This window comes from Achromobacter sp. MFA1 R4, assembly GCF_900156745.1.
Classification (GTDB): Bacteria; Pseudomonadota; Gammaproteobacteria; order Burkholderiales; family Burkholderiaceae_B; genus Achromobacter.
On sequence record NZ_LT707065.1, the window covers coordinates 3,673,937 to 3,699,193 of the forward strand.

Genomic DNA, 25,257 nt, shown 5'->3' on the forward strand with positions numbered 1-25,257 from the left:
TCCCACACCATGATGACCAACGCATCCAAGCCCCTCGTCGCCCCCGCGCACGTCAGCGCCATCGCGCCCTATCAGGCAGGCAAGCCGATCGAAGAACTGGCCCGCGAGTTCGGGCTGGATCCGGCCACCATCGTCAAGCTGGCCTCCAATGAAAACCCCTTGGGCATGCCCAAGTCGGCGCGCGCGGCCATGTTGGCCGCGGCCGAATCGCTGGCGCGCTATCCCGATCCCAACGGCTTTGACCTGAAGGCGGCGCTCGCCGAGCGTTACGGCGTGCCGATGAGCTGGATCACGCTGGGCAACGGGTCCAACGACATCCTGGAAATCGCGGCGCTGGCGCTGCTGGAGCCTGGCACGTCGGCGGTCTATGCGCAGCACTCGTTCGCGGTCTATCGCCTGGCCACGCAAGCGCGCGGTGCCCGCCACATCGTGGTGCCCGCCGTGGACTACGGCCACGATCTGGATGCGATGTTCGACGCGATCGCCGATGACACGCGTCTCGTGTTCATCGCCAACCCGAACAACCCGACCGGCACCTTCGTGCCGGGCGACAAGGTGGCCGAATTCCTGGAGCGTGTGCACGCCGCGCACGGCGACCGTGTCACGGTCGTCCTGGACGAGGCCTACAACGAATACCTGGATCCGGAATTGCGCTTTGACAGCACCGCGCTGGCGCGCCGCTATCCGAATCTGATCGTCTCGCGCACCTTTTCCAAGGCCTACGGCCTGGCGGGCCTGCGAGTCGGATTCTCGGTCGCCCAGCCCGGCCTGACCGACCTGCTGAACCGCGTGCGCCAGCCGTTCAACGTCAACACGCTGGCCCAGGCCGCGGCCATCGCCGCGCTGGGCGACGCCGCCTACCTCGAAGAAGCCTACGCGTCCAACAAGGCGGGCAAGGCGCAGCTCTGCGCCGCCTTCGAAAAGCTGAACCTGCGCTACGTGCCCAGTTTCGGCAATTTCGTGCTGGTGCACGTTGGCGACGCGCCGCGGATCAACCTCGAACTGCTCAAGCGCGGCGTCATCGTGCGGCCGGTGGCCGGAGACGGCCTGCCCGAGTGGCTGCGTGTTTCCATCGGACTGCCGCAGGAGAACGCCCGCTTCATCGACGCCTTGACCGCCATCCTGTCCGCATGAACGACGCGTTGCCTTCTTCCAATCAGGGGGCCGCGGGCCCCCTGATTCCTGTATTGGCGGTGGTTGGCGTGGGCCTGATCGGCGGCTCCTTTGCCGCGGCCTTGCGGCAGGCGGGGCAGGTCGGCCGGGTGCTGGGCGTGGGGCGCAATGCGCAATCGCTGGCGCGCGCCGTGGAGCTGGGCCTCATCGACGAAGCCGTGACGGCCGAAGCGGCCGCGGCCCGGGCGGACCTCATCATGTTGGCCACGCCTGTGGGCGGGTTGACGAACGTGCTGTCGCAAATGCGGCCGCACCTGGGCCCCGCCACGGTGCTGACCGATGGGGGCAGCACGAAGGCTGAGGTGGTCCTGGCCGCCCGCGACGCGCTGGGCGATCGCATCGGGCAGTTCGTGCCCGGTCACCCGATCGCGGGCGCCGAGCGCACCGGCCCCGAGGCCGCCGACGCCAGCCTGTACCGCGGGCGCACCGTCATCCTCACGCCCATGCCGGAAAACGGCGCGGCGGCCACGACGCTCGTGCGCCAGGCATGGCAGGCGTGCGGCGCGGACGTCATCGACATGGACGCCGAGGCGCACGACCGTGTGCTCGCCTCGGTGAGCCATCTGCCGCACCTGCTGTCCTCGGTGTATATGGAACAGGTGGCCACGGCCGCCGATGCCGCCACCCGGCTTGAGCTGGCGGGCAGCGGCTTTCGCGACTTCACCCGCATCGCCGCCGGATCGCCCGAGATGTGGCGCGATATCTTTCTGTCCAACCGTGACGCGATGCTGGCCGAGCTGGCCGCCGTGCGCGGGGTGCTGGACCGTGCCGAGCGCGCCATCGCCGATGGCGACGGCGAGGCTTTGCTGACGCTGCTGGACACGGCGGCGCGCGCGCGCCGCGCCTGGCGCAAGGAGTAGCTGAGATGGGCAATTTGCCTTACCTGGACCTGCCGCGCGTGCGGCGCGCGCAGGGCACGATGGCCCTGCCGGGCTCCAAGAGCATTTCCAACCGCGTGCTGCTGCTGTCGGCCATCGCCGAGGGCGAGACGGCCATCACCGGCCTGCTGGATTCCGACGATACGCGGGTCATGCTTGCCGCCTTGCGCCAGCTGGGCGTGCAAGTGTCCGACCTGGACGCGGGCCGGGTCACCGTGCAGGGCGTGCGGCGCTTTCCCGTGGAAGGCGCCGACCTCTTCATGGGCAATGCCGGCACCGCGATCCGGCCCCTGACCGCCGCGCTGGCGCTCATGGGCGGCGACTACCGCCTGTCCGGCGTGCCCCGGATGCATGAACGTCCCATCGGCGACCTCGTCGACGCCCTGAACGCGCTGGGCGCGCGCATCGATTACCTGGGCCAGCCGGGCTATCCGCCGCTGCACATCGGCCGCGGCGATATCGCCGAGAACGCCGTGACGCGCGTGCAGGGCTCGGTGTCCAGCCAGTTCCTGACCGCCTTGCTGCTGGCCGCGCCGCTACAGGCCGCGCGCAGTGGCCGGCCGGTGACCATCGAGGTGGCGGGCGAGCTGATTTCCAAGCCTTACATCGAGATCACGTTGAACCTCATGGCGCGTTTCGGCGTGCTGGTGCAGCGCGATGGCTGGAGCCGGTTCGTGATCGAGGCCGGCGCTGCCTATCGCAGTCCGGGCCAGATCGCCGTGGAAGGGGACGCATCGACGGCGTCCTATTTCCTGGCGCTCGGCGCCATCGGCGGCGGCCCCGTGCGGGTGACGGGCGTGGGCGCGGACAGCATCCAGGGCGATGTGGGCTTTGCCAGCACGCTTTCCGACATGCGCGCCCGCGTCACCTACGGGCCCGACTGGATCGAGGTGTCGGGCGTGGAAGTCGCCGACGGTGCCCGGCTCAAGGCCTTCGACACCGATTTCAACCTGATCCCGGACGCCGCCATGACGGCCGCCGCGCTGGCGCTGTATGCGGATGGCCCCTGCAGGCTGCGCAACATCGGCAGCTGGCGCGTCAAGGAAACGGATCGCATCCACGCCATGCAGACCGAATTGGAAAAGCTCGGCGCGCAGGTCGAATCCGGCCCCGACTGGCTGCAGGTGACGCCTCCCGCGCAGGGCACGTGGCGCGACGCGCACATCGGCACCTGGGACGACCACCGCATGGCGATGTGTTTTTCGCTGGCAGCTTTTGGCCCGGCGGCGGTCCGCATTCTTGATCCCGGCTGCGTCAGCAAGACGTTCCCGGGTTATTTTGACGTCTACGCCGGCCTGGTTTCGGCCTAGCGCTGCATCGCATCCATGACTTTGACTGCTTCAAACTCCGCGTCTTCCGCCCCGGTCATCACGATCGACGGCCCCACCGCATCCGGCAAGGGCACCGTGGCTCACCGCGTCGCCAAGGCGCTGGGCTGGGCGGTGCTGGACAGCGGCGCGCTGTACCGGCTGACCGCCCTGGCCGCCATCAACCGCGGCATCGCGGCCGAGGACGAACCCGCCGTGGCGCGCGTGGCCGAGACGCTGGACGTGCGCTTCGAGGGGCCCCACGTCTACCTCGAGGGCGTGGACGCCGGCCACGACATCCGCCGCGAGGAAGTCGGCAACTTCGCGTCCCGCGTGGCCGCCTTCCCCGGCGTGCGCCAGGCCCTGCTGGCGCGCCAGCGCGCCTTCCGGCTGCCGCCCGGCCTGGTGGCCGACGGGCGCGACATGGGCACCGTGGTGTTCCCGGATGCGTCCCTGAAGGTCTTTCTGGTCGCCGACGTCGTCGCCCGGGCTGAGAGGCGGCGTAAGCAGTTGATCGAAAAGGGAATTTCTGCTAATCTAGATGACCTTTTGCGGGACATGCGCGAACGTGATGCGCGCGATACCGGGCGCGCTGCCGCGCCACTTGCTCCCGCAACAGATGCGCACGTGCTGGATTCGTCGAACCTGACGATTGCGGAAACGGTGCAGGCAATACTGGATTTCTGGCAACAGGCGCAGGCCGGGCACCAGGCGCCAGAGCGGGGCTGAAGCCCGGGGCCATCCCCGAAGCGCTACCCCGACAAGCCTGGGCAGACCCGCCGGTCCTTGACGGAATCCGCCGCTGCGCAGCTCAAGGCAGTTTTGAGTTTTTGTTTTTTTGATTAGGCCCTGCTCAAGCCAGGCGACACCCCCACGGGCCACCCCGCAAGGGTAAGCCAGCAGGCAGGTATTTTGACTCCACTGTGGCGGGCAATCCGCTGCGGTGTGTTCTTAACGGCCATTTCGGCCCAATGGATTTCAACCCCATGTCTTCCGTTTCCACTACCGCCACCGGCGGCGAAAGCTTCGCCGACCTTTTCGCACAAAGCCTCAAGAGCCAGGACATGAAGTCCGGCGAGGTCATCAGCGCCGAAGTCGTGCGCGTCGACCACAATTTCGTCGTCGTCAACGCCGGCCTGAAGTCCGAAGCGCTGATCCCCCTGGAAGAGTTCCTGAACGACCAGGGCGAGCTCGAAGTGCAACCTGGCGATTTCGTCTCGGTGGCCATCGATTCCCTGGAAAACGGCTACGGCGACACCATCCTGTCGCGTGACCGCGCCAAGCGCCTGTCGGCCTGGCTGCAGCTGGAAAAGGCCCTGGAGAACGGCGAACTGGTTACCGGCACCATCACCGGCAAGGTGAAGGGCGGCCTGACCGTCATGACCAACGGCATCCGCGCGTTCCTGCCGGGCTCGCTGGTCGACCTGCGTCCGGTCAAGGACACCACCCCGTACGAAGGCAAGACCCTCGAATTCAAGGTCATCAAGCTCGACCGCAAGCGCAACAACGTCGTGCTGTCGCGTCGCCAGGTGCTGGAAGCCAGCATGGGCGAAGAGCGCCAGAAGCTGCTCGAAACCCTGCACGAAGGTGCCGTGGTCAAGGGCGTGGTCAAGAACATCACCGACTACGGCGCGTTCGTCGACCTGGGCGGTATCGACGGCCTGCTGCACATCACCGACATGGCCTGGCGCCGTGTCCGTCACCCCTCCGAAGTCCTGCAAGTGGGTCAGGAAGTCGAAGCCAAGGTGCTCAAGTTCGACCAGGAAAAGAGCCGCGTCTCCCTGGGCGTCAAGCAACTGGGCGAAGATCCGTGGGTGGGCCTGGCTCGCCGCTACCCGCAAGGCACCCGCCTGTTCGGCAAGGTCACCAACCTGACCGACTACGGCGCGTTCGTTGAAGTCGAAGCCGGCATCGAAGGCCTGGTCCACGTGTCCGAAATGGACTGGACCAACAAGAACGTCGATCCGCGCAAGGTTGTCACCCTGGGCGAAGAAGTCGAAGTCATGGTCCTGGAAATCGACGAAGACCGTCGTCGCATTTCGCTGGGCATGAAGCAGTGCCGCCAGAACCCGTGGGAAGAGTTCGCCACGAACTTCAAGCGCGGCGACAAGGTCCGCGGCGCCATCAAGTCGATCACCGACTTCGGCGTGTTCGTCGGCCTGCCCGGCGGCATCGACGGCCTGGTCCACCTGTCCGACCTGTCCTGGACGGAAGCGGGCGAAGAAGCCGTGCGCAACTTCAAGAAGGGCGACGAGATCGAAGCCGTGGTTCTGGGCATCGATACCGACAAGGAACGCATCTCGCTGGGCATCAAGCAGCTGGAAGGCGACCCCTTCAACAACTTCGTCGCCACGTTTGACAAGGGCGCCGTCGTTCCGGGCACCATCAAGTCCGTCGAAGCCAAGGGCGCTGTCGTCACGCTGTCCGTGGACGTCGAAGGCTACCTGCGCGCTTCCGAGATCTCCTCGGGCCGCGTCGAAGATGCCACCACCGTCCTGACCGCCGGCGAGAACATCGAAGCCATGATCGTCAACATCGACCGCAAGACGCGTTCGATCCAGCTGTCGATCAAGGCCCGTGACAACGCCGAAACCGCCGACACGATCCAGCGCATGTCCGACGCCAGCGCTTCGTCCGGCACCACCAACCTCGGCGCGCTGCTGAAGGCCAAGCTGGACCAACAGCGCAACGACGGTTAATTCGTGACCAAGTCGGAGCTGATCGCCGCCTTGGCGGCCCGCTATCCTCAGCTGGCCGCCCGCGACACGGACTTCGCGGTCAAGACCGTACTGGATGCAATGACCCAGGCCCTGGCCTCGGGTCAGCGCATCGAGATCCGCGGTTTTGGCAGCTTTTCGTTGTCGCAGCGGTCTCCCCGTGTCGGGCGCAATCCCAAATCCGGCGAGCAGGTGCTGGTACCTGGAAAACAGGTGCCGCACTTCAAGGCGGGCAAGGAATTGCGCGAACGGGTGGACCTGGTCGGCGGCAATGACGAGGACGCTCAATCCTCTGGATCGAGCGAGTCGATGTCGTCGTCCATGGCAGGTTTGCACGCCATGCATTGACGCGTCGGCCAGGCAGGGCTGCCTTCGGGCAGATCGGACCGCGAACATAGCCCCTTGAGAAATCAAGGGGCTTTGTTTTTGCGCCGCCGTTTCGTGCCGCGCGCCGTCGGCCCCGGGCTTTTTTTTCTCTGGCCGCGAAGACGTCGCTTACAATTGACGGTCTCGAATCATCTGGAGCATGCGCCATGCGCTATCTCGTCTGGGCCCTGCGATTGCTCGTGTTTGTTGCGGTGTTGATGTTCGCCTTGAAGAACACCGACCCCGTCGCGGTGAAGTTCTACGCCGACTACGTCATCCAGGACGTTCCGCTGATCGTCGTCATGCTGGTGGTGTTCGTGCTGGGCGCCGTGTTCGGGCTGCTGCTGACCGTGCCCGCCGCGCTGCGCCGCCGCCGCGAGGCCATCCGCCTGCGCCGGGAACTGGATCGTATCCAGGCCGCCGCCAGCGGCAACGCCCCGGTCGTGCCGCCGGAGGCCGTCGCCCCCATGTCGCCGCTGTGATCTCGCGCCGCCCCTTTTTTGCACCGAATTACTGCATGAGTCCGAATAGTGGATTTTGAACCTTGGTGGTTGATTTTCGTGCCGGTGCTGTTTGCGCTGGGCTGGCTGGCCGCGCGCTTCGATATCCGGCAGATGCTGCGTGAGACGCGCAGCCTGCCGGACTCTTATTTCCGCGGACTGAACTTCCTGCTCAACGAAGAGCCGGACCGCGCCATCGACGCTTTCGTCGAAGTCGCCAAGCTGGACCCCGAAACCACCGAGCTGCATTTCGCGCTGGGCAGCCTGTTCCGGCGTCGCGGCGAAATGGAGCGCGCCATCCGCGTGCACCAAAGCCTGCTGAACCGCTCCGACCTGCCGCAGGCCGAGCGCGAGCACGCGCAGCATGAGCTGGCGCAGGACTTCCTGAAGGCTGGGATGCTGGACCGCGCCGAGAGCGGCTTCGAACAGTTGAAGGACACGCGCTACGCCTTGCCGGCGCTGCGTTCGCTGATCCGCATCTACGAATCCGAACACGATTGGCCGCGCGCCATCGAGGCCGTCAAGACGCTGCAGGGCCTGGTCGATGAGCCCGTCCCCCAGATCGTGCACTACTACTGCGAGCAGGCCCAGTCCGCTTTGGCCGCCAAACCCGCCGATGTCGAGGCCGCGCACAAGGCGCTGGATGCCGCGGACCACGCCCTGGCGACCACCGACACCGCGACCAGCAAGGGCGCCATGGTGCGCACGGCCATGCTGCGCGCGCGGCTGGCCCTGATCGAGCAGGACCCGAAGCGCGAACGGCTGTACCTGGAATCGGTCATGACTGACGCGCCCGAGTACGCCGGACTGGTGGCCGATCAATTGCTGGCCAACTATCGCAACGCCAATCAGGCCGCGGCGGGGCTGGAGTTCCTGCAAAAGCAGTACAGCCGCCATGCGTCGCTGGACCTCTTCAACGTGGTGTTCAGGGAACTGCGCGTGCAACAGGGCGCGGCGCCGGCCTGGGCCTTCGCCCGCGGCGCCTTGCGCAGCCATCCTTCGCTGCTGGGCCTGGACCGCCTGCTGGAGGCCGAACTCGCCAACGGCGAGGGCGATGCCGACCATGGCCCGGTGCCCGGCGCCGATCTGACTTTGCTGCGCAGCCTGATCCACAAACATACGCAACGGCTCGATCGCTATGCTTGCCGCAGTTGCGGTTTTCAAGCGCGTCGCTTTTACTGGCAATGTCCCGGCTGCAACGCCTGGGAAACCTATGCGCCGCGTCGTCTGGAAGAACTTGAATGAACTCTTTTCCCGCCGAAGCCATTTCGCGTAGCCGCGTGCTCGTGGTTGGCGACGTGATGCTGGACCGCTATTGGTTCGGCGAAGTGGAGCGCATCTCGCCCGAGGCGCCCGTGCCCGTCGTGCGTGTCGCGCGCCGCGAGGACCGCCTGGGCGGCGCCGCCAACGTGGCGCGCAACGTCGCGGCGCTGGGTGGCCATGTCACCTTGGTCGGCGTGCTGGGCCACGACGAGGCGGGCGACAGCGTGCGCCGCCTGGCCGCCGAAGCCGGCATCCAGGGCGACCTGATCGCCGACGAGCAGCTTCACACCACCCTGAAGATGCGCGTGCTCGGACGCCAGCAGCAGCTGCTGCGCGTGGATTTCGAACAGCATCCTTCCCAGGCGTCGCTGGACGCCGTGGACGCCGCGTTGGCCCGCCACATGGCCAACCACGATATCGTCGTGCTGTCGGACTACGCCAAGGGCGTGCTTGCCCGCGTCGAATCCCTGATTGCCCTGGCGCGCAATGCGGGCATCCCGGTGCTGGTGGACCCCAAGGGCGACGATTACTCGCGCTATCGCGGCGCGACGCTGGTCACGCCCAACCGCTCGGAAATGCAGCAGGCCGTCGGCCGCTGGAATTCCGAAGCCGAATTGACCGATCGCGCGCAGCGCCTGCGCGCCGAACTGGACCTGGAAGCCTTGCTCGTGACGCGGTCCGAGCAGGGCATGACTTTGTTTTCCGATGCGGGCCGCGACCACACCGATGCGCAGGCGCACGAAGTGTTCGACGTGTCCGGCGCGGGCGACACCGTGCTCGCCACGCTGGCCGTCACGCGCGCCATCGGCCTGCCGTGGGCCGATGCCATGGGCTGGGCCAACAAGGCCGGCGGCATTGCCGTGGGCAAGCTGGGCACGTCCGTCGTCACCGCAGCGGAATTGGCAGGAGAAACCTCATGATCGTCGTTACCGGAGCCGCGGGCTTCATTGGCAGCAACCTGGTTCGCGGGCTCAATCGCCGCGGCATCGAGGACATCATTGCCGTCGATGACCTGACCGAAGGCGACAAGTTCGTCAACCTCGTCGACTGCAAGATCGCCGATTACATGGACAAGGACGACTTCCGCCGGCGCGTCGCCGACGGCAGCCTGACCGACGTCCGCGCCGTGCTGCACCAGGGCGCTTGCTCGGATACCACCGAGCGCAACGGTCGCTACATGCTGGACAACAACTACCGCGTGACGCTCGAACTGTTCGAGTTCTGCCAGGCGCGCCGCATTCCCTTCCTGTACGCGTCCTCCGCCGCCGTGTATGGCGGCTCGACGACGTACGTCGAGCATCCCGACAACGAAGGCCCGCTGAACGTCTACGGCTATTCCAAGCTGCTGTTCGACCAGGTGCTGCGCAAGCGCATGGACAGCCTGACGGCGCAGGTCGTGGGCCTGCGCTATTTCAATGTCTATGGCCCGCATGAGCAGCACAAGGGGCGCATGGCCTCGGTGGCCTTTCACAACATGAACCAGTTCCTCGAGCACGGCCACGTGCGCCTCTTTGCGGGCTGGGACGGTTATGTGGATGGCGGCCAGAGCCGCGATTTCATCTCGGTCGAGGACGTGGTCGCCGTCAATCTGCACTTTCTGGACCACCCCGAGCAATCCGGCATTTTCAATTGCGGCACGGGCAAGGCGCAGCCCTTCAACGACGTCGCGGCAGCCGTGGTCAACACGCTGCGCGCCGAGCGTGGCGAGGCCGAGCTGTCGCTGGCCCAGTTGGCCGAGCTGGATCTGATCCGCTACATCCCGTTTCCGGACGACTTGAAGGGCCGCTACCAGAGCTACACCCAGGCGGACGTGACCCAGCTTCGGGCGGCGGGCTTTACGTCGCCGATGCGCGACGTGCAGACCGGCGTGGCCGAGTACGTGCGCTATTGGCGCGCCCGGAAATAGTCCGTCTCCCGGGCATCCGATCAGGCCACCGCAATCCGGTGGCTTTTTTTCGCCCGCGTGATTGCCGGGGTGGATGTTTTGGTTCACCGGCCGGGCGCCGGGCCCATCCGGCCGCGATGATGGAAACGTGGCGCGGCAACCGTCGCGTCCGGACTTGTCAGGAGAGCCCCATGAATCCGTTCGTCCATTCCACCGTCGCCCGCCACCTGCCGCTGGCGCAATGGCGCGGGCCGCGCCGCGCCCGCACACCCGGCGGTCCGCGCGCCGCCCGACTCGCACTGCGGCGGGCAATCGGCGCGTTGTTGCTGACCGCCGGCCTGGGCGTGGCCGCGCCGCCCGCCCATGCGGTGGACATCAACCAGGCTACCGCGGCCCAACTGGAAAGCGTGCGCGGCATCGGCCCGCGCACCGCCGAAATCATCGTGCGCGAGCGCGAACGCGGCGGCAATTTCGAATCGCTCGAAGACCTGAGCGAACGTGTGCGCGGCATCGGCCAGAAAAAGGCTCAGGCGCTGCAGGCGGCGGGGCTGACGATCGGCGGCGCGGCCGCGCCCGAAGCAGGCGCGTCGACCGCATCCCGCCCGGCGCCCGGCAAGCCGGCCGCGGGCAAGCCGGCGGCGTCGGGGGGCTCGGCGTCAAGCGCCCGGCCGGCGGCGACGGGGGCATCGGCCACCCCGGCCGCATCCGCGCCGGCCCGCGCCCGGCCCTGAGCCGACGCGGCCGCAGGAACCCCTGGCGCGGGCGCGGCTTTTGACGCCGGCCGGCGCCAGGCAGAGTTATGATCGACCGCATGAATACTACCTACCCCACTATCGAGCAGACCGTCGGCAACACGCCCCTGGTGCGCCTGCAGCGCATTCCGGGAGCGGCGGGCGACGCGCGCGGCAACGTCATCCTGGCCAAGCTGGAAGGCAACAACCCGGCCGGTTCCGTGAAGGACCGCCCGGCCTTGTCGATGATCCAGCACGCGGAAGAGCGCGGCGACATCAAGCCGGGCGATACCCTCATCGAAGCCACCAGCGGCAACACCGGCATCGCGCTGGCCATGGCGGCCGCCATGAAGGGCTACCGCATGATCCTCATCATGCCGGACAACCTGTCCGTCGAGCGCCGCGCGGCCATGGCGGCCTACGGCGCCGAACTCATCCTGACGCCCGCCGACAAGGGCGGCATGGAGTATGCCCGCGACCTGGCGACCGAGATGCAGGCCGATGGCCGCGGGCTGGTGCTGGACCAGTTTGCCAATCCCGACAACCCGCGCGCGCACGTCGAGACCACGGGGCCGGAGATCTGGAATCAGACCGACGGACGTGTCACGCATTTCGTGAGCGCCATGGGCACGACGGGCACGATCATGGGCGTGTCGACCTACCTGAAGTCGCGCAACCCCGCCGTGCAGGTGGTCGGCGCGCAACCGGCTGAAGGGTCGCAGATCCCGGGCATCCGCAAATGGCCCGAGGCCTACATGCCCAAGATCTTCGACCGCAGCCGCGTGGACGCCTATGAATCCATCCAGCAGTCCGAGGCCGAAATCATGGCGCGCCGCCTTGCCGCCGAAGAAGGCATCTTCGGCGGGATTTCGTCGGCGGGCGCGCTGGTCGCGGCGCTGCGGGTGGCGGAACGCGTGAACGATGCGACCATCGTGTTCATCGTGTGCGATCGCGGCGACCGCTACCTGTCCACGGGCGTGTTCAACTAGCGCCTGCCGGGCGGCGGCCGCGCAGGCTGCGACAGCTTGCCTCACACAACAAGACGCCCCGGCGGATGCCTTCCGCCGGGGCGTCTTCCTTTCTTCCAGTCTGATTTCAGCGCGCCACGCGGGATTCGATCTCCGCGGCCAGGTCGGCCACCGACGTCGCGTAGAAATAGCTGCGGTTGTACTTGGTCAGCGCGAAGAAGTTGGGAGTGCCGACGCGGTACTGCGCCGTGCCCCGCGCTTCTTCGACCAGGTCCACCACGCCCAGCGGCTGGCTGATCCAGCCGTCGCTGGACGCGCCGGGCGCAAGGCGCGAGCCGGCCGCCGACAGCGTGCTCCAGCTCTGCTTGGGCTCCAGGCCGCCGTCCACCAGCGCCGTGGGATCGGCGGGCAGCGCGACGGGCGCAAACACCGGCAGGCCGCGTTGCCACCCATGCTGCGCCAGGAAGCTGCCCACCGACATGATCGCGTCCTGCGTATTGTTGGTCAGGTCGATATGCCCGTTGCTGTCGCCGTCCACCGCGTAGTGCATCACGCTGGTGGGCATGAACTGCGGCATGCCGATGGCGCCCGCATACGACCCCTTGGTTTCCAGTTCCAGCTTGTCCTTCATCACGAGCGTCAGGAAGTCCGCCAACTGGTTGCGGAACATGGTGGCGCGTTCCGGCTTGGCGGGATCCGGATAGTCGAAGGCCAGGGTCGCCAGCGCATCGAGCACGCGGAAATTGCCCATGTTGCGGCCGTACAGCGTTTCGACGCCGATGATGGATGCGATGATCGGCGCCGGCACGCCAAAGCGCTGCGCGGCCTGGTTCAGCAGGTCGCGGTTCTCGTTGTAGAACTCGACGCCCCAGGCGATACGCTTGGGTTCGACAAAGCGCGAGCGGTAGGTCAGCCAGCTGCGCCAGATCTTCTTGCCCGGCGGCGAGGGGGCGATGAGCCGGGCCACCGTGGCGTTGTAGCGCGAGCTTTCCAGCGCGGACACCATCGGCGCGAGCGGAAGCTGCCGCTCGGCGGCCAGATCCTCGACAAAGCTGCGGACCTCGGGACGCAGCGCGCCGGACGGCGTCAGCGTGGCGGGCGCGTCGTCGGCCAGTTCCGGGCCGGGGGGCGGCGCGCTGGGCCCGATGCGGATGGGCGTGGTCCCTGAAGCCTGGGCGGTTTGCGAAGCAAGAGAGGGGGAGGGTGCTGCGGTGGGGGCGGTGGTGGAGCACCCCGCCAGCAGGGCAGAAAGTGCGCCGAGTTGCAGTATTCGCCGACAGATGAACATAATCTTCCTTATGGAGACCATGTATCTTACCCACCCGGCATGCCGCTTGCATGAAATGGGAAGCTGGCATCCGGAAAGCCCGCAGAGGCTGGACGCCATCTCCGACCAGTTGCTCGCAAGCGGTTTGATGCCGTACCTGCACGATCGGCAGGCGCCGCAAGCGTCCCGCAGCGACCTGCTGCGCGTGCACACTGTCCAGCATCTGGACACTTTGCAAAAACATACCCCCGACCAAGGGTATTACCCTATCGATCCCGACACCCTGATGAATCCCCACACCTACGAGGCCGCGCTGCATGCGGCGGGGGCAGGGGTGGCGGCGGTGGACGCGGTGCTGGGCGGCGAGGCGCGCACGGCCTTCTGCGCCGTGCGTCCGCCAGGGCATCATGCGTGCCGTTCGCAGGCGATGGGCTTCTGCTTTTTCAACAACGTCGCCATTGCGGCGCAGCATGCCATGGATGTGCATGGCCTGACGCGCGTGGCGATCGTGGATTTCGACGTCCATCACGGCAACGGCACCGAGGACGTCTTCGCGGGCGACGACCGGGTGCTGATGTGCAGCTTCTTCCAGCATCCGTTCTTTCCCAATAGCGGCGCCGACCAGACGGCCGCGAACATGCTGAACGTGCCCGTGCCGGCCTATACCGCGGGCGCCGCGGTCAGGACCATCGTCACGGACAAGTGGCTGCCGCGGCTGGAAGCGCACCGTCCGGAGCTGATCCTGGTGTCGGCCGGCTTTGACGCCCATCGCGAGGACGACATGGGCCAGATGGGCTTGGTCGAAGCGGACTACGCCTGGATCACCGAGCAGCTCGTGGACGTGGCCGACCGCCACTGCCAGGGCCGGATCGTGAGCACGCTCGAGGGTGGTTACAACTTGTCAGCCTTGGGCCGCAGCGTGGTCGCCCACATACGCGCGCTGGCGAAGCTGTAGAATCAGGAAAAAATTGTGCAATGCGATCCCGGCGCATGCCGGGTTCATTATTTTCCATTTGGAGGCAGCGGGATGAAGGTGTTGGTACCTGTCAAGCGCGTCGTTGACTACAACGTCAAGGTGCGCGTCAAGTCTGATCAGACCGGCGTGGATATCGCCAATGTGAAGATGTCCATGAACCCCTTTGACGAAATCGCCGTCGAGGAAGCGACCCGCCTGAAGGAAAAGGGCGCCGTCGCTGAAGTCGTGGCGGTTTCTTGCGGCGTTGCGCAATGCCAGGAGACGCTGCGCACCGCCATGGCCATCGGCGCCGATCGCGGCGTGCTGGTCCAGACCGACGCCGAGCTGCAGCCGCTGGCCGTGGCCAAGCTGCTCAAGGCGCTGGTGGACAAGGAACAGCCCCAGCTCGTGATCCTGGGCAAGCAGGCCATCGATGACGACGCCAACCAGACCGGCCAGATGCTGGCTGCGCTGCTGGACTGGCCGCAAGCCACGTTCGCCAGCAAGGTCGAATTGGCCGACGGCAAGGTCACCGTGACGCGCGAAGTGGACGGCGGTCTCGAAACCCTGTCGCTGAAGCTGCCGGCCATCGTCACGACCGACCTGCGCCTGAACGAGCCGCGCTACGTCACGCTGCCGAACATCATGAAGGCCAAGAAAAAGCAGTTGGACACCGTCACGCCGCAGGACCTGGGCGTGGATCCGGCGCCGCGCCTGAAGACGCTGAAGGTCAGCGAGCCGCCCGCCCGCAAGGCCGGCATCAAGGTGGCCGATGTCGCGGCCCTGGTGGACAAACTCAAGAACGAAGCGAAGGTGGTCTGACATGACGACGCTGGTTATTGCCGAACACGATAACGCCCATCTCAAGGGCGCAACCCTGAACGCCATCGCCGCCGCCGCCAAGATCGGAGGCGACGTGCACGTGCTGGTCGCCGGCTCGAACGCGCGCGCCGTGGCCGACCAGGCCGCCCAGGCCGCCGGCGTGGCCAAGGTGCTGCTGGCCGATGCGCCGCAACTGGCCGATGGCCTGGCTGAAAACGTGGCGGCCCAGGTGCTGGCCGTGGCCTCGAGCTACAGCCACATCCTGTTCCCGGCCACCGCCTCGGGCAAGAACGTGGCGCCCCGCGTCGCGGCCAAGCTGGACGTGGCGCAGATCTCGGACATCATCGGCGTCGAATCCGCCGACACGTTCCAGCGCCCGATCTACGCCGGCAACGCCATCGCCACCGTGCAATCGGCCGACGCCGTCAAGGTCATCACCGTGCGCACGACCGGCTTTGACGCCGTCGCCGCCCAAGGCGGTTCCGCCTCGGTCGAAGACGCGGCCGCCGTGGCCGATTCGGGGCTGTCCACGTTCGTGGGCCGCGAAGTCGCCAAGAGCGACCGTCCCGAACTGGCCGGTGCGCGTGTCGTGGTGTCGGGCGGCCGCGGTCTGGGCAGCGCCGAGAACTTCAAGATCCTGGATCCGCTGGCCGACAAGCTGGGCGCCGCACTGGGCGCCTCGCGCGCCGCGGTCGACGCCGGCTACGCGCCGAACGACTGGCAGGTTGGCCAGACCGGCAAGATCGTCGCGCCGCAACTGTACGTGGCCGTCGGCATCTCCGGCGCCATCCAGCATCTGGCCGGCATGAAGGACTCGAAGGTCATCGTCGCCATCAACAAGGATGCCGAGGCGCCGATTTTCGGCGTGGCCGATTACGGCCTGGTCGGCGACCTGTTCACCGTCGTGCCTGAACTGACCAACGCGCTGTAAGTCGCAGCGGGAACGTCACAGAAAAAGCCGCGGGCCTCAAGCCCGCGGTTTTTTTATGCGCGCAATGCGCTATCAAGATTTTCGAAATTGTTTGATTTTAAGAAATACTCTGATATGGTATTTCGCGCGCTACCCACGTTTGCGATTGTGCTTGACCTGTACAGAACGAAGGAGATTCGTGATGGAATGGTTCTTTGACACGCTACGGAAGTACCCGGAACTGGCCATTTTCCTGACCCTTGGCCTGGGTTACTGGATAGGAGCGAAGAAGATCTTCGGCTTCAATCTGGGCGCGGTGACAGGGACATTGTTGGTAGGCGTGCTGGTCGGCCAGCTCAACATCACGATTGCTCCAATTCTCAAGCAGGTGTTCTTCCTGCTTTTTCTTTTTGGTCTGGGCTACGGCGTCGGACCGCAATTCTTCCGCGGCATGAAAAGCGACGGCCTTCCCCAGGTCATCTTCGCGGTCATCATCTGCGTCATCTGCCTGCTGGTCACGTGGGGGACCGCGGTGGCGTTCGGATTCGATGCCGGCACCGGAGCCGGGTTGCTGTCCGGCGCGCAGACCATATCGGCGGTCATGGGGGTGGCGACCGACACGATCAACGGCCTGTCCATCGACGCGGCGACCAAGAAACAATGGATCGACAGCATTCCCGTGGCCTATGCCGTCTGCTACATCTACGGCACGGTCGGCAGCGCCTGGCTGCTTGCGTCTTTGGGACCCAAGCTGATGCGCGTGGACATCGTGAAGGAGTGCCAGGAGTACGAGGCGAAGATGTCCGGCGGGGCCGACTCGATGGAACTGTCCGGCTACCGCAAGTTCACGGCGCGAGCTTACCGGTTGGACAACGCGGACTACGTGGGCAAGACGGTGGGCGATCTGGAGGCGAAGTTCGTCGACGCGCGCGTCTTTGTCGAACGCATCCGCCGCGGCGACCAGATCATCGATGCCGACTCCACCACCGCGCTGCAGGCCGGCGACGTGCTGGGCGTGACCGGCCGGCATGACGCGCTGGTCCTGCAGGCTTCCGGCCTCATCGGCACCGAGGTCGAGGACCGCGACGTCATCAACCTGCCCGCGGAGATCGTCGAGGTCGTGCTGACCAACAAGAACGTGGCAGGCAAGACGCTCAAGGAGCTTGCCGACAATGAGACCGTGCGCCAGTTGGGGCGCGGCGTGTTCCTGCGCAAGGTCACGCGCGGTGGGCACGAGATGCCGGTCAACTGGGGCCTGAAGCTGGACCGCGGCGACCGGCTCTTCATCGTGGGCGCCAAGCGCGACGTCGAACGGGCGGTGGGCAAACTGGGTTATGTGGATCGCGCCACCAACCAGACGGACATGGTGTTCGTTGGCTTCGGCATCCTGCTGGGCGGCCTGTTCGGCACGCTGGTGCTGACCGTGGGCGGCATTCCCATCACGTTGTCCACTTCCGGCGGGGCGCTGATTTCCGGCCTGGTCTTCGGTTATCTGCGGTCAGTCCATCCGACGTTCGGCCGCGTGCCCGAGCCCGTGCACTGGTTCCTGACTTCGGTCGGCCTGACCGCCTTCGTCGCCGTGGTGGGGATCGTGTCGGGACCGGGCTTCGTGCAGGGCTTCCAGCAGCTCGGCGCAAAGCTCTTCATCGCGGGCGTCATCGCCACCAGCATCCCGATGATCCTGGGCGTGTTCATCGCGCGATATGTCTTCAAGTTCCACCCCGCCATCGCCTTGGGCGTATGCGCCGGGGCGCGGACCACCACCGCGGCCATCGGTCAGATCACCGAGACCGCCAAGAGCCAGGTGCCGGCGCTGGGCTACACGGTGCCTTACGCCATCGGCAATACCCTGCTCATCATCTGGGGGATTGTCATCGTCATGCTGATGGCCTAGCAGGACAGCAGAACAGCAGGACAGCAGGACAGCAGGGCAGCCGGCAAGCCGCGGCTTGCCGGCGCGACAGCAAACGCGGCACTCGTCATGGCGTCCGCCGTCCCGGCGCCGGTCCTCACGCAAACCAGGAGTACACAACATGGCTTCCACCACCGCTCCCGCCACTCCCGTCACCGTCAGCCTGGCCTCGGCCTTGAAAACCACGCGTTCCCATCAGCGCGACCTGGAACAGCTCTCGCCGTTCGAACTGAAGGATTACCTGATCACATTGGCCAAGGACAGTCAGCAGGCGTCGGTGTCGACCATGCTGAACGCTGGCCGCGGCAACCCCAACTGGATCGCCACCGAACCGCGCGATGCGTTCTTCCTGCTGGGGCGGTTCGCCATGAAAGAGGCGCGCCGCGTGCGCGACGACGGCATCCTGGCCGGCATGCCGGCCAAGAAAGGCTGCGCCGACCGGCTGCGCAAGTTCCTTTCCAAGCACAAGAGCGAGGACGGCTACGACTTCCTGGTCGGCGTGCTGGAATACGGCGTGAAGATCAAGGGCTTCGACCCGGACGAGTGGATCCACGAACTGACCGACAGCATCATCGGCGACCACTACCCCGTGCCGCCGCGCGCGCTGGTGCATATCGAGCAGATCGTCCACGACTACCTGGTCAAGGAAATGTGCGACGGGCGCCCGCCCAAGGGCAAGTTCGACCTCTTTCCGGTGGAAGGCGGCACGGCGGCCATGTGCTACATCTTCGACTCGCTGATGACCAATGGCCTCCTGAAGCAGGGCGACACCATCGCGCTGTTCCTGCCCACGTTCACGCCCTATATCGAGATCGCGCATCTGGAGCGCTTCCAGTTCAACATCGTCGCGATCAACGCCAACAGCATGCGCGCTGACGGCACGCACGACTGGCACTATCCCGCGTCGGAAATCGCCAAGTTGGAGGATCCCAAGATCAAGCTGGCGGTCACGGTCAATCCCAGCAACCCGCCGTCGGTGGCGTTCAGCCCGGTCGAAATGAAGCAGATCGTGCGCCTGATCCGCAAGAATCCCGACCTGGTGCTGGTGACCGATGACGTCTACGGCACCTTTGTGCCGAACTTCCGGTCGCTGATGGCGGAAGTGCCGCAGAACACGATCTGCGTGTACTCGTTCTCGAAGAACTTCGGCTGCACGGGATGGCGCCTGGGCGTGATCGCCACGCACGAGACCAACACGATGGACCGGCGCATCGCCGAACTGCCGGCCGCGTGGAAGAAGCGGCTGGACAAGCGATACGGCGCCATGACGATGGAGCCCGAGAAGCTGAAGTTCATCGACCGCCTGGTCGCCGACAGCCGCGACGTCGCGCTGAACCACACGGCGGGGCTGTCATTGCCGCAACAGGTGCAGATGGGACTTTTCGCGCTGTCCCACCTGCTGGACCTGAAGGACGCCTACAAGCACCTGACCATGCAGATCGTGCGCGGCCGCCGCGACGCGCTGTGGCGCGGCCTGGGCATCCCCATGCCGCCCGAAGACCCGATGCGGGCCTGGTACTACGTGGAACTGGACTTCATGGTCTGGGCCAAGGTCATGTACGGCGACGCCTTTTGCAAGTACATGATCGATAACTACGAGCCGGTGGACTTCCTGTTCCGGCTGGCGGAAAAGACCGGGGTGGTGCTGATGGACGGCGGAGGCTTCGGCGGCCCGCCCTGGTCGATCCGCATCTCGCTGGCCAATCTGGACGACGGAGACTACGCCAAGATCGGCAAGTACATGGTCGAATCCGCGACCGAGTACGTCGAGGCGTGGAAGGCGTCCGAACTGGTGCTTTCCGGCCCGACCGCCGGCAAGGGCCAGACGGTCAAGGCATCGGCCGCCAAGAAGCGCACGGCCGCCGGCAAGACGGCGGCCAAGAAGGCCGTGAAGAAGGCGGTGAAAAAGGCCGTGAAGAAGGCGGACACGGCGGCCAAGTCGGCCCATGCGGCCAAGAAGGCATCGGCAAAATAGGCCATCACAGGGCGGCGCGCACTCATGACGTGTACGGTCGGGTTTTTCGCTAGCGTCCCCATCGCGGTGCTGTTCGTCACGGTGGGGCTGGGATATCTGATCGGCAAGCTGAAGGTCGGGCCGATACAGCTGGGCGGGGTGTGCGGAACGCTCATCGTCGCCCTGCTGATCGGCCAGACGGGCTGCCAGATGCGCGGCGACCTGAAGGAGGTGGCGTTCGCCCTGTTTATCTTCGCCATGGGTTACTCCGGCGGCCCGCAGTTCTTCGCCAATCTCAACCGGTCCAGCCTGCGCTATGTCGTGCTGCCGATCATCGAGGCGGCGCTGGTGCTTGGCATCGTGCTGGCGGCCGTGCCGCTGTTCGGGCTGGATGCCGGTACCGCCGCAGGCCTGGCGGCGGGCGCGGCCACGGAATCGGCCGTGGTGGGCACGGCGGCCGAGGCCCTCAAGCACCTGGGCCTGCCGGACGCGGAAGTCCAGCGCATGGAGGCCAACATCGCCACGGCCTACACACTGACCTACCTGGTCGGCCTCATCAGCATCGTCTTTTTCACCAGCCAGGTGGCGCCCGCGCTGCTGCGGATCAATCTGCGCGAGGCGTCCAAGGCGCTGGAGGCGAAGCTGGGCGCTTCGCCGGGCGACAACGATGAAGCCAGCCTGCCGACGCTGCCGCGCCTGGTGGGGCGCGCCCATGTGGTCAAGGACGTGGACGGTTGGCGCGTGGGCGACGTGGAGGCGCAGTTGGGCGGCCGAACCGTGATCAGTCGTGTCCTGCGCGACGGCGAAGCGGTCGACGCCATGCCCGAGTACGTGCTCGCCACCGGCGACGTCGTGGTCGTGCTGGGCCCGCGACGCTTTGCGCTGCGGGCCGGATCGGTCATCGGCCCGGAAATCCAGCTCCCCGAGGCGCACGCGGACGACCTGCAGCTCAGCGAGCGGCAGGTCGTCGTCAGCCAGAAGTCCGTTAACGGCCATACCGTGGGCGAGCTGGCCCAGCGGCCCAACGCCCGGCGCGCGCGGGGCGTATTCCTGCAATCCATTTCACGGTCCGGGCACGTGCTGCCGATCACGCCCGCGACCGTGGTGCAGTATGGCGACCTGGTCACGCTGGTGGGCGCGGAACCCGAGCTGTCGGAGGCGATGGCCGCGCTGGGTTCCGAACTGCGCCGCAGCGGCGTGACCGACCTGGTCTTCCTGGCGTTCGGCATTCTTGCCGGCCTGATGCTGGGCAGCCTGGGGGCAAGGCTCTGGGGGATCCCGGTGTCGCTGGGCAGCGGGGGCGGGGCGCTGGTCAGCGGCCTGGTCTGCGGCTGGATCAATGCCAAGCGGCCGTCGATCGGCCATATGCCGGCCCATGCGGTGCAATTGCTCAAGGACCTGGGGCTGGCGATCTTCGTGGCCTGCGTGGGGCTGTCGGCCGGGCCCGACGCGCTGTCGCTGATCCGCGAGCACGGCGCGGTGCTGCCGCTGATCGGACTGCTGGTGTCGCTGGGACCGGCCTGCCTGTCGCTGTGGGTGGGCCACAAACTGCTGAAGATCGAAGGCCCGCTGCTGGTGGGCGCCATCGCCGGCCAGCACGTCAGCACCCCGGCCATCAGCGCCATCCTGACGGCCAGCGGCAGCTCCGTGCCGCTGCTGGGTTACACGGTGACGTACGCCATTGCCAACGTGCTGCTCCCGGTGCTGGGGCCGATCATCGTGTCGCTGGCCTACCACTTGAGCTGAGTCCGGCGGGTTGGCAAAGCCTCTTCGAATATTGCATAAGGTTATATGACTTGCGTATTTCCTCACGTAAAGGTTTGATGGAAGAATCGTTTCATGCGCGGCAAACTGCGCCAGGAAACGCTACCGCTGCGCGGCGGTCCCAGCCGGTCCGCCTGCTAGCCCCATCAACTGAATCCCGTACAGGAGACACCATGAGTCAACTACGCCTGGGCGATACCGCCCCTGATTTCGAGCAGGAATCCTCGGCTGGCCCCATCCGCTTCCATGAGTACCTGGGCAACAGCTGGGGGGTGCTGTTTTCGCATCCGGCCGACTTCACGCCCGTCTGCACGACCGAGCTGGGCTATACGGCCAAGCTGGCCGACGAATTCGCCAAGCGCAATGTGAAGGTCCTGGCCCTGTCGGTTGACGGGACCGACTCGCATACCAAGTGGATCGAGGACATCAACGATACGCAGTCGACGACGGTCAACTTCCCGATCATCGCCGACAAGGACCGCAAGGTTTCCGAGCTTTACGACATGATCCACCCGAATGCCAGCGCCACGGCGACCGTGCGCTCGGTGTTCGTCATCGATCCGAACAAGAAGGTGCGCCTGACCATCACGTATCCGGCCAGCACCGGACGCAACTTCAACGAAATCCTGCGCGTCATCGATTCCCTGCAACTTACCGACAGCCACAGCGTGGCCACGCCGGTGAACTGGGAAGACGGCGACGACGTGATCATCGTTCCGTCCCTGCAGGACGAGGCGGTCATCAAAGAGAAGTTCCCGAAGGGCTACAAGGCCGTGCGTCCGTACCTGCGCATCACGCCGCAACCGAATAAGTAAATTCCAAAAACAGGGGGGTGTTCCCCCGGTTTCCAAGCGGCTCCAGGCCGCCAGGACCGCCGCAATTCCCATAGAGGATTGCGGCGGTTTTTCGTTGTTGGGACGCCCGTCCTATATGCCTGCCAGCGATGAGCAATCAAAAAATGATTCGTTCCGTTCAGATCGGCCAGCCCGCACACTTGCCTCCACATTGCAGAATTCAGGGAGCAAGGGATGTCTTTCAGGAAAGCCGGTTGGTTGGCCGCGACGGCCGCGTTGGCCGCAGTGACGGTGTCGTTTGCCGCGTTGTCGCCCGCGCACGCGCAGGCGCCGCAGAAGCAGACGCTGCTGAACGTGTCCTACGACCCGACGCGCGAGCTCTACCGCGCCATCGATGACGCCTTCGTCAAGCACTACAAGGAAAAGGCCAACGTCGACTTGACGATCCGCCAGTCGCACGGCGGTTCTGGCCGCCAGGCGCGCTCGGTCATCGACGGGCTGGAAGCCGACGTGGTGACCCTGGCGCTGGCCTACGACATCGACGCCATCGCCGACCGCGGCCTGCTGCCCGAGAACTGGCAGGCCCGCCTGCCGCAGAACAGCGCGCCCTACACGTCCACCATCGTGTTCCTGGTGCGCAAGGGCAATCCCAAGCAGATCAAGGACTGGGACGACCTGGTCAAGGACGGCGTGCAGGTCATCACCCCCAATCCCAAGACCTCGGGCGGCGCCCGCTGGAACTACCTGGCCGCCTGGGCCTATGCGCTGGACAAGAACGGCGGCAGCGAGGAAAAGGCGCGCGCCTTCGTTGGCGACCTGCTCAAGCATGTGCCGGTGCTGGACACCGGCGCGCGCGGCGCCACCACCACGTTCGTGGAGCGCGGCGTGGGCGACGTGCTGCTCGCCTGGGAGAACGAGGCCTTCCTGGCGCTGGAAGAGCTGGGTCCGGACAAGTTCGACATCGTGGTGCCGTCGCTGTCCATCCTGGCCGAGCCGCCGGTGGCCGTCGTCGACAAGGTCGTGGACAAGAAGGGCACCCGCGCCGCCGCGCAGGCCTACCTTGAGTTCCTGTACACCCCGGCCGCGCAGGAAATCATCGCCAAGAACTACTACCGGCCCCTGGACAAGACGGTCGCCGCCAAATACGAGGCCAAGTTCCCCAAGGTCAAGCTCGTCACCATCGACGACAAGATCTTCGGCGGCTGGCGCAAGGCGCAGAAGGACCACTTCAGCGACGGCGGCACGTTCGACCAGATCTACCAGCCTCAGAAAAAGTAATTGCATAACGTTCGGACGACGGCCATGACTTCAGCCTCGAACCCGGCGGCAAACGGCGCGCAAGCGCCTTTTGCCGTGCGGCGCAACAGCCCGGGCGTGCTACCCGGATTCGGCATTTCCATGGGCTATGCGGTGCTGTATCTCAGCGTGCTCGTGCTGATCCCGCTGGCCGCCTTGCCCATCAAGAGCGCGGGGCTGGGATGGCAGGGCTTCTGGGACGCGGTGACCGCGCCACGCGTGCTCGCCTCGTACCAACTGACGTTCGGCGCGTCGTTCATTGCGGCGCTGGTGAACCTGGTGTTCGGCACCGTCGTCGCGTGGGTCCTGGTGCGCTACCGCTTTCCCGGCAAGAAGATCCTGGATGCGTTGGTCGACCTGCCGTTCGCGTTGCCGACGGCCGTGGCGGGCATCGCCCTGACCGCGCTGTACTCGCAAAAGGGCTGGCTGGGCGGGCCGCTGTCCGAATGGTTCGGCCTGAAGGTGGCGTTCACGCCGCTGGGCATTGTCATCGCGCTCATCTTCATCGGCGTGCCGTTCGTGGTGCGCACGGTGCAGCCGGTGCTCGAAGACGTGGAGCGCGAAATCGAAGAAGCCGCCGCCAGCCTGGGCGCCGACCGCTGGCAGACCTTTCGCCGCGTGCTGCTGCCCACGATCATGCCCGCCCTGATGACGGGGTTTGCGCTGGCGTTCGCCCGCGCGGTGGGCGAGTACGGGTCGGTGGTGTTCATTGCCGGCAACATGCCGATGGTGTCCGAGATCACGCCGCTCCTGATCATTTCCAAACTGGAGCAGTTCGACTACGCCGGCGCGGCCGCCATTGCGACCGTGATGCTGGTCCTGTCGTTCGTGCTGCTCCTCATCATCAATCTGTTGCAGGGCTGGCAGGCGCGCCGCGGCCTGGGGAGGCTGTCATGAGCGCAGCGGATTATCCGGCTCACCTGACCGAGCCGCGCTGGGTGCGCGGCGTCCTGCTGTTCATCGCCTTGGGATTCCTGGCGCTCTTTCTGCTGGTGCCGCTGGCGGCGGTGTTCGCCGAGGCGTTCCGCAAGGGATGGGCGCTGTATCTGGACGCCATCGTCGAGCCCGACGCCTGGGCCGCCATCCGGCTGACGCTGCTGGTCGCGGCGATTGCCTTGCCCGTGAACCTGGTGTTTGGCGTTGCCGCCGCCTGGGCCATCACCAAGTTCCAGTTCCGTGGCAAGCAATTCCTCATCACGCTGATCGACCTGCCTTTCTCGGTGTCGCCCGTGGTGGCGGGGCTGGTGTTCGTGCTGCTGTTCGGTTCGCAGGGCTGGTTCGGCGAATGGCTGCAGGCGCACGACATCAAGATCGTCTATGCGGTGCCCGGCATCATCCTGGCGACGCTGTTCGTGACCTTTCCGTTCGTGGCGCGCGAGCTCATTCCGCTGATGCAGGCGCAGGGCAGCGAGGAAGAGCAGGCGGCGCTGACGCTGGGCGCCAGCGGCTGGCAGATTTTCTGGCGCGTCACGCTGCCCAACATCAAGTGGGGCCTTCTGTACGGGGCCATCCTGTGCAATGCGCGGGCCATGGGTGAATTCGGCGCGGTGTCGGTGGTGTCGGGCCAGATCCGCGGGCTGACCAACACGATGACGCTGCACGTCGAGATTCTCTACAACGAGTACCAGTATTCCGCGGCGTTCGCCGTCGCCTCGCTGCTGGCCCTGCTGGCGCTGGTGACCCTGGTGGCGAAGAACGTGGTCGAGTGGCGCAACGCGCGCCTTCTGCAGGGCGCGGACCAGCCGGTGGAGTATCCCGGCCCCGCGGCATCCATCAAGCCGGCGGTCGCCTGACG

General features: G+C 66.1%; 23 protein-coding genes. 22 read left to right on the plus strand and 1 reads right to left on the minus strand.

Going from position 1 to position 25,257, the window contains the following annotated elements:
• The first annotated feature begins 12 nt into the window (after nt 1–12).
• From hisC to cysM, 12 genes are all read left to right on the plus strand, one after another.
• Entirely contained in the window at nt 13–1,134 is a 1,122-nt protein-coding gene (gene hisC / locus BXA00_RS16700) for a histidinol-phosphate transaminase (protein WP_076521977.1), read from the plus strand.
• Complete coding sequence (locus tag BXA00_RS16705) at nt 1,131–2,033, plus strand: prephenate dehydrogenase/arogenate dehydrogenase family protein (protein WP_076519556.1); 903 nt, start codon at nt 1,131–1,133, stop codon at nt 2,031–2,033. Before hisC ends, BXA00_RS16705 begins: the two co-directional genes overlap by 4 nt.
• 5 nt (nt 2,034–2,038) lie before the next feature.
• Nucleotides 2,039–3,361, plus strand: coding sequence for a 3-phosphoshikimate 1-carboxyvinyltransferase (gene aroA, locus BXA00_RS16710; protein WP_076519557.1), 1,323 nt, complete (start codon nt 2,039–2,041; stop codon nt 3,359–3,361).
• A gap of 21 nt (nt 3,362–3,382) precedes the next feature.
• Nucleotides 3,383–4,087 (plus strand): (d)CMP kinase, encoded by a 705-nt coding sequence (cmk, locus tag BXA00_RS16715; protein WP_092578068.1) that lies wholly within the window; start codon nt 3,383–3,385, stop codon nt 4,085–4,087.
• Between the two features lie 257 nt (nt 4,088–4,344).
• Entirely contained in the window at nt 4,345–6,057 is a 1,713-nt protein-coding gene (rpsA, locus tag BXA00_RS16720) for a 30S ribosomal protein S1 (RefSeq protein WP_008164031.1), read from the plus strand.
• Nucleotides 6,058–6,060: 3 nt separating this feature from the next.
• Complete coding sequence (locus BXA00_RS16725) at nt 6,061–6,423, plus strand: integration host factor subunit beta (protein WP_076519561.1); 363 nt, start codon at nt 6,061–6,063, stop codon at nt 6,421–6,423.
• A 185-nt stretch (nt 6,424–6,608) separates the two neighbouring features.
• Complete coding sequence (locus BXA00_RS16730) at nt 6,609–6,923, plus strand: lipopolysaccharide assembly LapA domain-containing protein (RefSeq protein ID WP_076519563.1); 315 nt, start codon at nt 6,609–6,611, stop codon at nt 6,921–6,923.
• Between the two features lie 48 nt (nt 6,924–6,971).
• Nucleotides 6,972–8,186, plus strand: coding sequence for a lipopolysaccharide assembly protein LapB (lapB, locus tag BXA00_RS16735; RefSeq protein WP_076519566.1), 1,215 nt, complete (start codon nt 6,972–6,974; stop codon nt 8,184–8,186).
• Nucleotides 8,183–9,124: a D-glycero-beta-D-manno-heptose-7-phosphate kinase gene (gene rfaE1, locus BXA00_RS16740; protein ID WP_076519568.1), complete on the plus strand. Its 942-nt coding sequence runs from the start codon at nt 8,183–8,185 to the stop codon at nt 9,122–9,124. The genes lapB and rfaE1 overlap by 4 nt, the downstream gene beginning before the upstream one ends.
• Nucleotides 9,121–10,110 carry an ADP-glyceromanno-heptose 6-epimerase gene (rfaD, locus tag BXA00_RS16745; RefSeq protein WP_076519570.1) on the plus strand — a complete coding sequence of 330 codons (990 nt, stop codon included), beginning with the start codon at nt 9,121–9,123 and terminating at the stop codon, nt 10,108–10,110. Before rfaE1 ends, rfaD begins: the two co-directional genes overlap by 4 nt.
• Before the next feature lie 170 nt (nt 10,111–10,280).
• Nucleotides 10,281–10,820, plus strand: coding sequence for a helix-hairpin-helix domain-containing protein (locus BXA00_RS16750; RefSeq protein ID WP_076519571.1), 540 nt, complete (start codon nt 10,281–10,283; stop codon nt 10,818–10,820).
• Nucleotides 10,821–10,900: 80 nt separating this feature from the next.
• The gene (cysM, locus tag BXA00_RS16755; RefSeq protein ID WP_076521978.1) at nt 10,901–11,809 is read left to right on the plus strand and encodes a cysteine synthase CysM; all 909 of its coding nucleotides are present in this window, start codon (nt 10,901–10,903) and stop codon (nt 11,807–11,809) included.
• A gap of 106 nt (nt 11,810–11,915) precedes the next feature.
• Here cysM and mltB read toward each other — a convergent pair whose 3' ends face one another.
• Nucleotides 11,916–13,076 (minus strand): lytic murein transglycosylase B, encoded by a 1,161-nt coding sequence (mltB, locus tag BXA00_RS16760; protein WP_076519572.1) that lies wholly within the window; start codon nt 13,074–13,076, stop codon nt 11,916–11,918.
• Nucleotides 13,077–13,086: 10 nt separating this feature from the next.
• On the opposite strand from mltB, the gene BXA00_RS16765 reads away from it, so the two are divergent.
• The 10 genes from BXA00_RS16765 (at nt 13,087) to cysW (ending at nt 25,255) form a co-directional block, all read left to right on the plus strand.
• On the plus strand, nt 13,087–14,010 hold the full coding sequence (locus BXA00_RS16765; protein ID WP_083714271.1) for a histone deacetylase family protein: 924 nt from the start codon (nt 13,087–13,089) through the stop codon (nt 14,008–14,010).
• 72 nt (nt 14,011–14,082) lie between these two features.
• Nucleotides 14,083–14,832 (plus strand): electron transfer flavoprotein subunit beta/FixA family protein, encoded by a 750-nt coding sequence (locus BXA00_RS16770; protein WP_056322273.1) that lies wholly within the window; start codon nt 14,083–14,085, stop codon nt 14,830–14,832.
• 1 nt (nt 14,833) lies between these two features.
• Nucleotides 14,834–15,763 (plus strand): electron transfer flavoprotein subunit alpha/FixB family protein, encoded by a 930-nt coding sequence (locus tag BXA00_RS16775; RefSeq protein WP_076519574.1) that lies wholly within the window; start codon nt 14,834–14,836, stop codon nt 15,761–15,763.
• 181 nt (nt 15,764–15,944) lie between these two features.
• Entirely contained in the window at nt 15,945–17,636 is a 1,692-nt protein-coding gene (gene aspT, locus BXA00_RS16780; protein ID WP_076519576.1) for an aspartate-alanine antiporter, read from the plus strand.
• A gap of 139 nt (nt 17,637–17,775) precedes the next feature.
• The gene (locus BXA00_RS16785; protein ID WP_076519578.1) at nt 17,776–19,629 is read left to right on the plus strand and encodes a bifunctional aspartate transaminase/aspartate 4-decarboxylase; all 1,854 of its coding nucleotides are present in this window, start codon (nt 17,776–17,778) and stop codon (nt 19,627–19,629) included.
• Nucleotides 19,630–19,653: 24 nt separating this feature from the next.
• Entirely contained in the window at nt 19,654–21,354 is a 1,701-nt protein-coding gene (aspT, locus tag BXA00_RS16790; protein ID WP_076519579.1) for an aspartate-alanine antiporter, read from the plus strand.
• Between the two features lie 191 nt (nt 21,355–21,545).
• Nucleotides 21,546–22,187, plus strand: a complete 642-nt coding sequence (locus BXA00_RS16795) for a peroxiredoxin (protein ID WP_076519581.1) — start codon at nt 21,546–21,548, stop codon at nt 22,185–22,187.
• Between the two features lie 213 nt (nt 22,188–22,400).
• Nucleotides 22,401–23,444 (plus strand): sulfate ABC transporter substrate-binding protein, encoded by a 1,044-nt coding sequence (locus BXA00_RS16800; RefSeq protein WP_076519583.1) that lies wholly within the window; start codon nt 22,401–22,403, stop codon nt 23,442–23,444.
• Between the two features lie 24 nt (nt 23,445–23,468).
• Complete coding sequence (cysT, locus tag BXA00_RS16805) at nt 23,469–24,359, plus strand: sulfate ABC transporter permease subunit CysT (RefSeq protein WP_076519585.1); 891 nt, start codon at nt 23,469–23,471, stop codon at nt 24,357–24,359.
• Entirely contained in the window at nt 24,356–25,255 is a 900-nt protein-coding gene (cysW, locus tag BXA00_RS16810; protein WP_076519587.1) for a sulfate ABC transporter permease subunit CysW, read from the plus strand. The genes cysT and cysW overlap by 4 nt, the downstream gene beginning before the upstream one ends.
• Nucleotides 25,256–25,257: the final 2 nt, after the last annotated feature.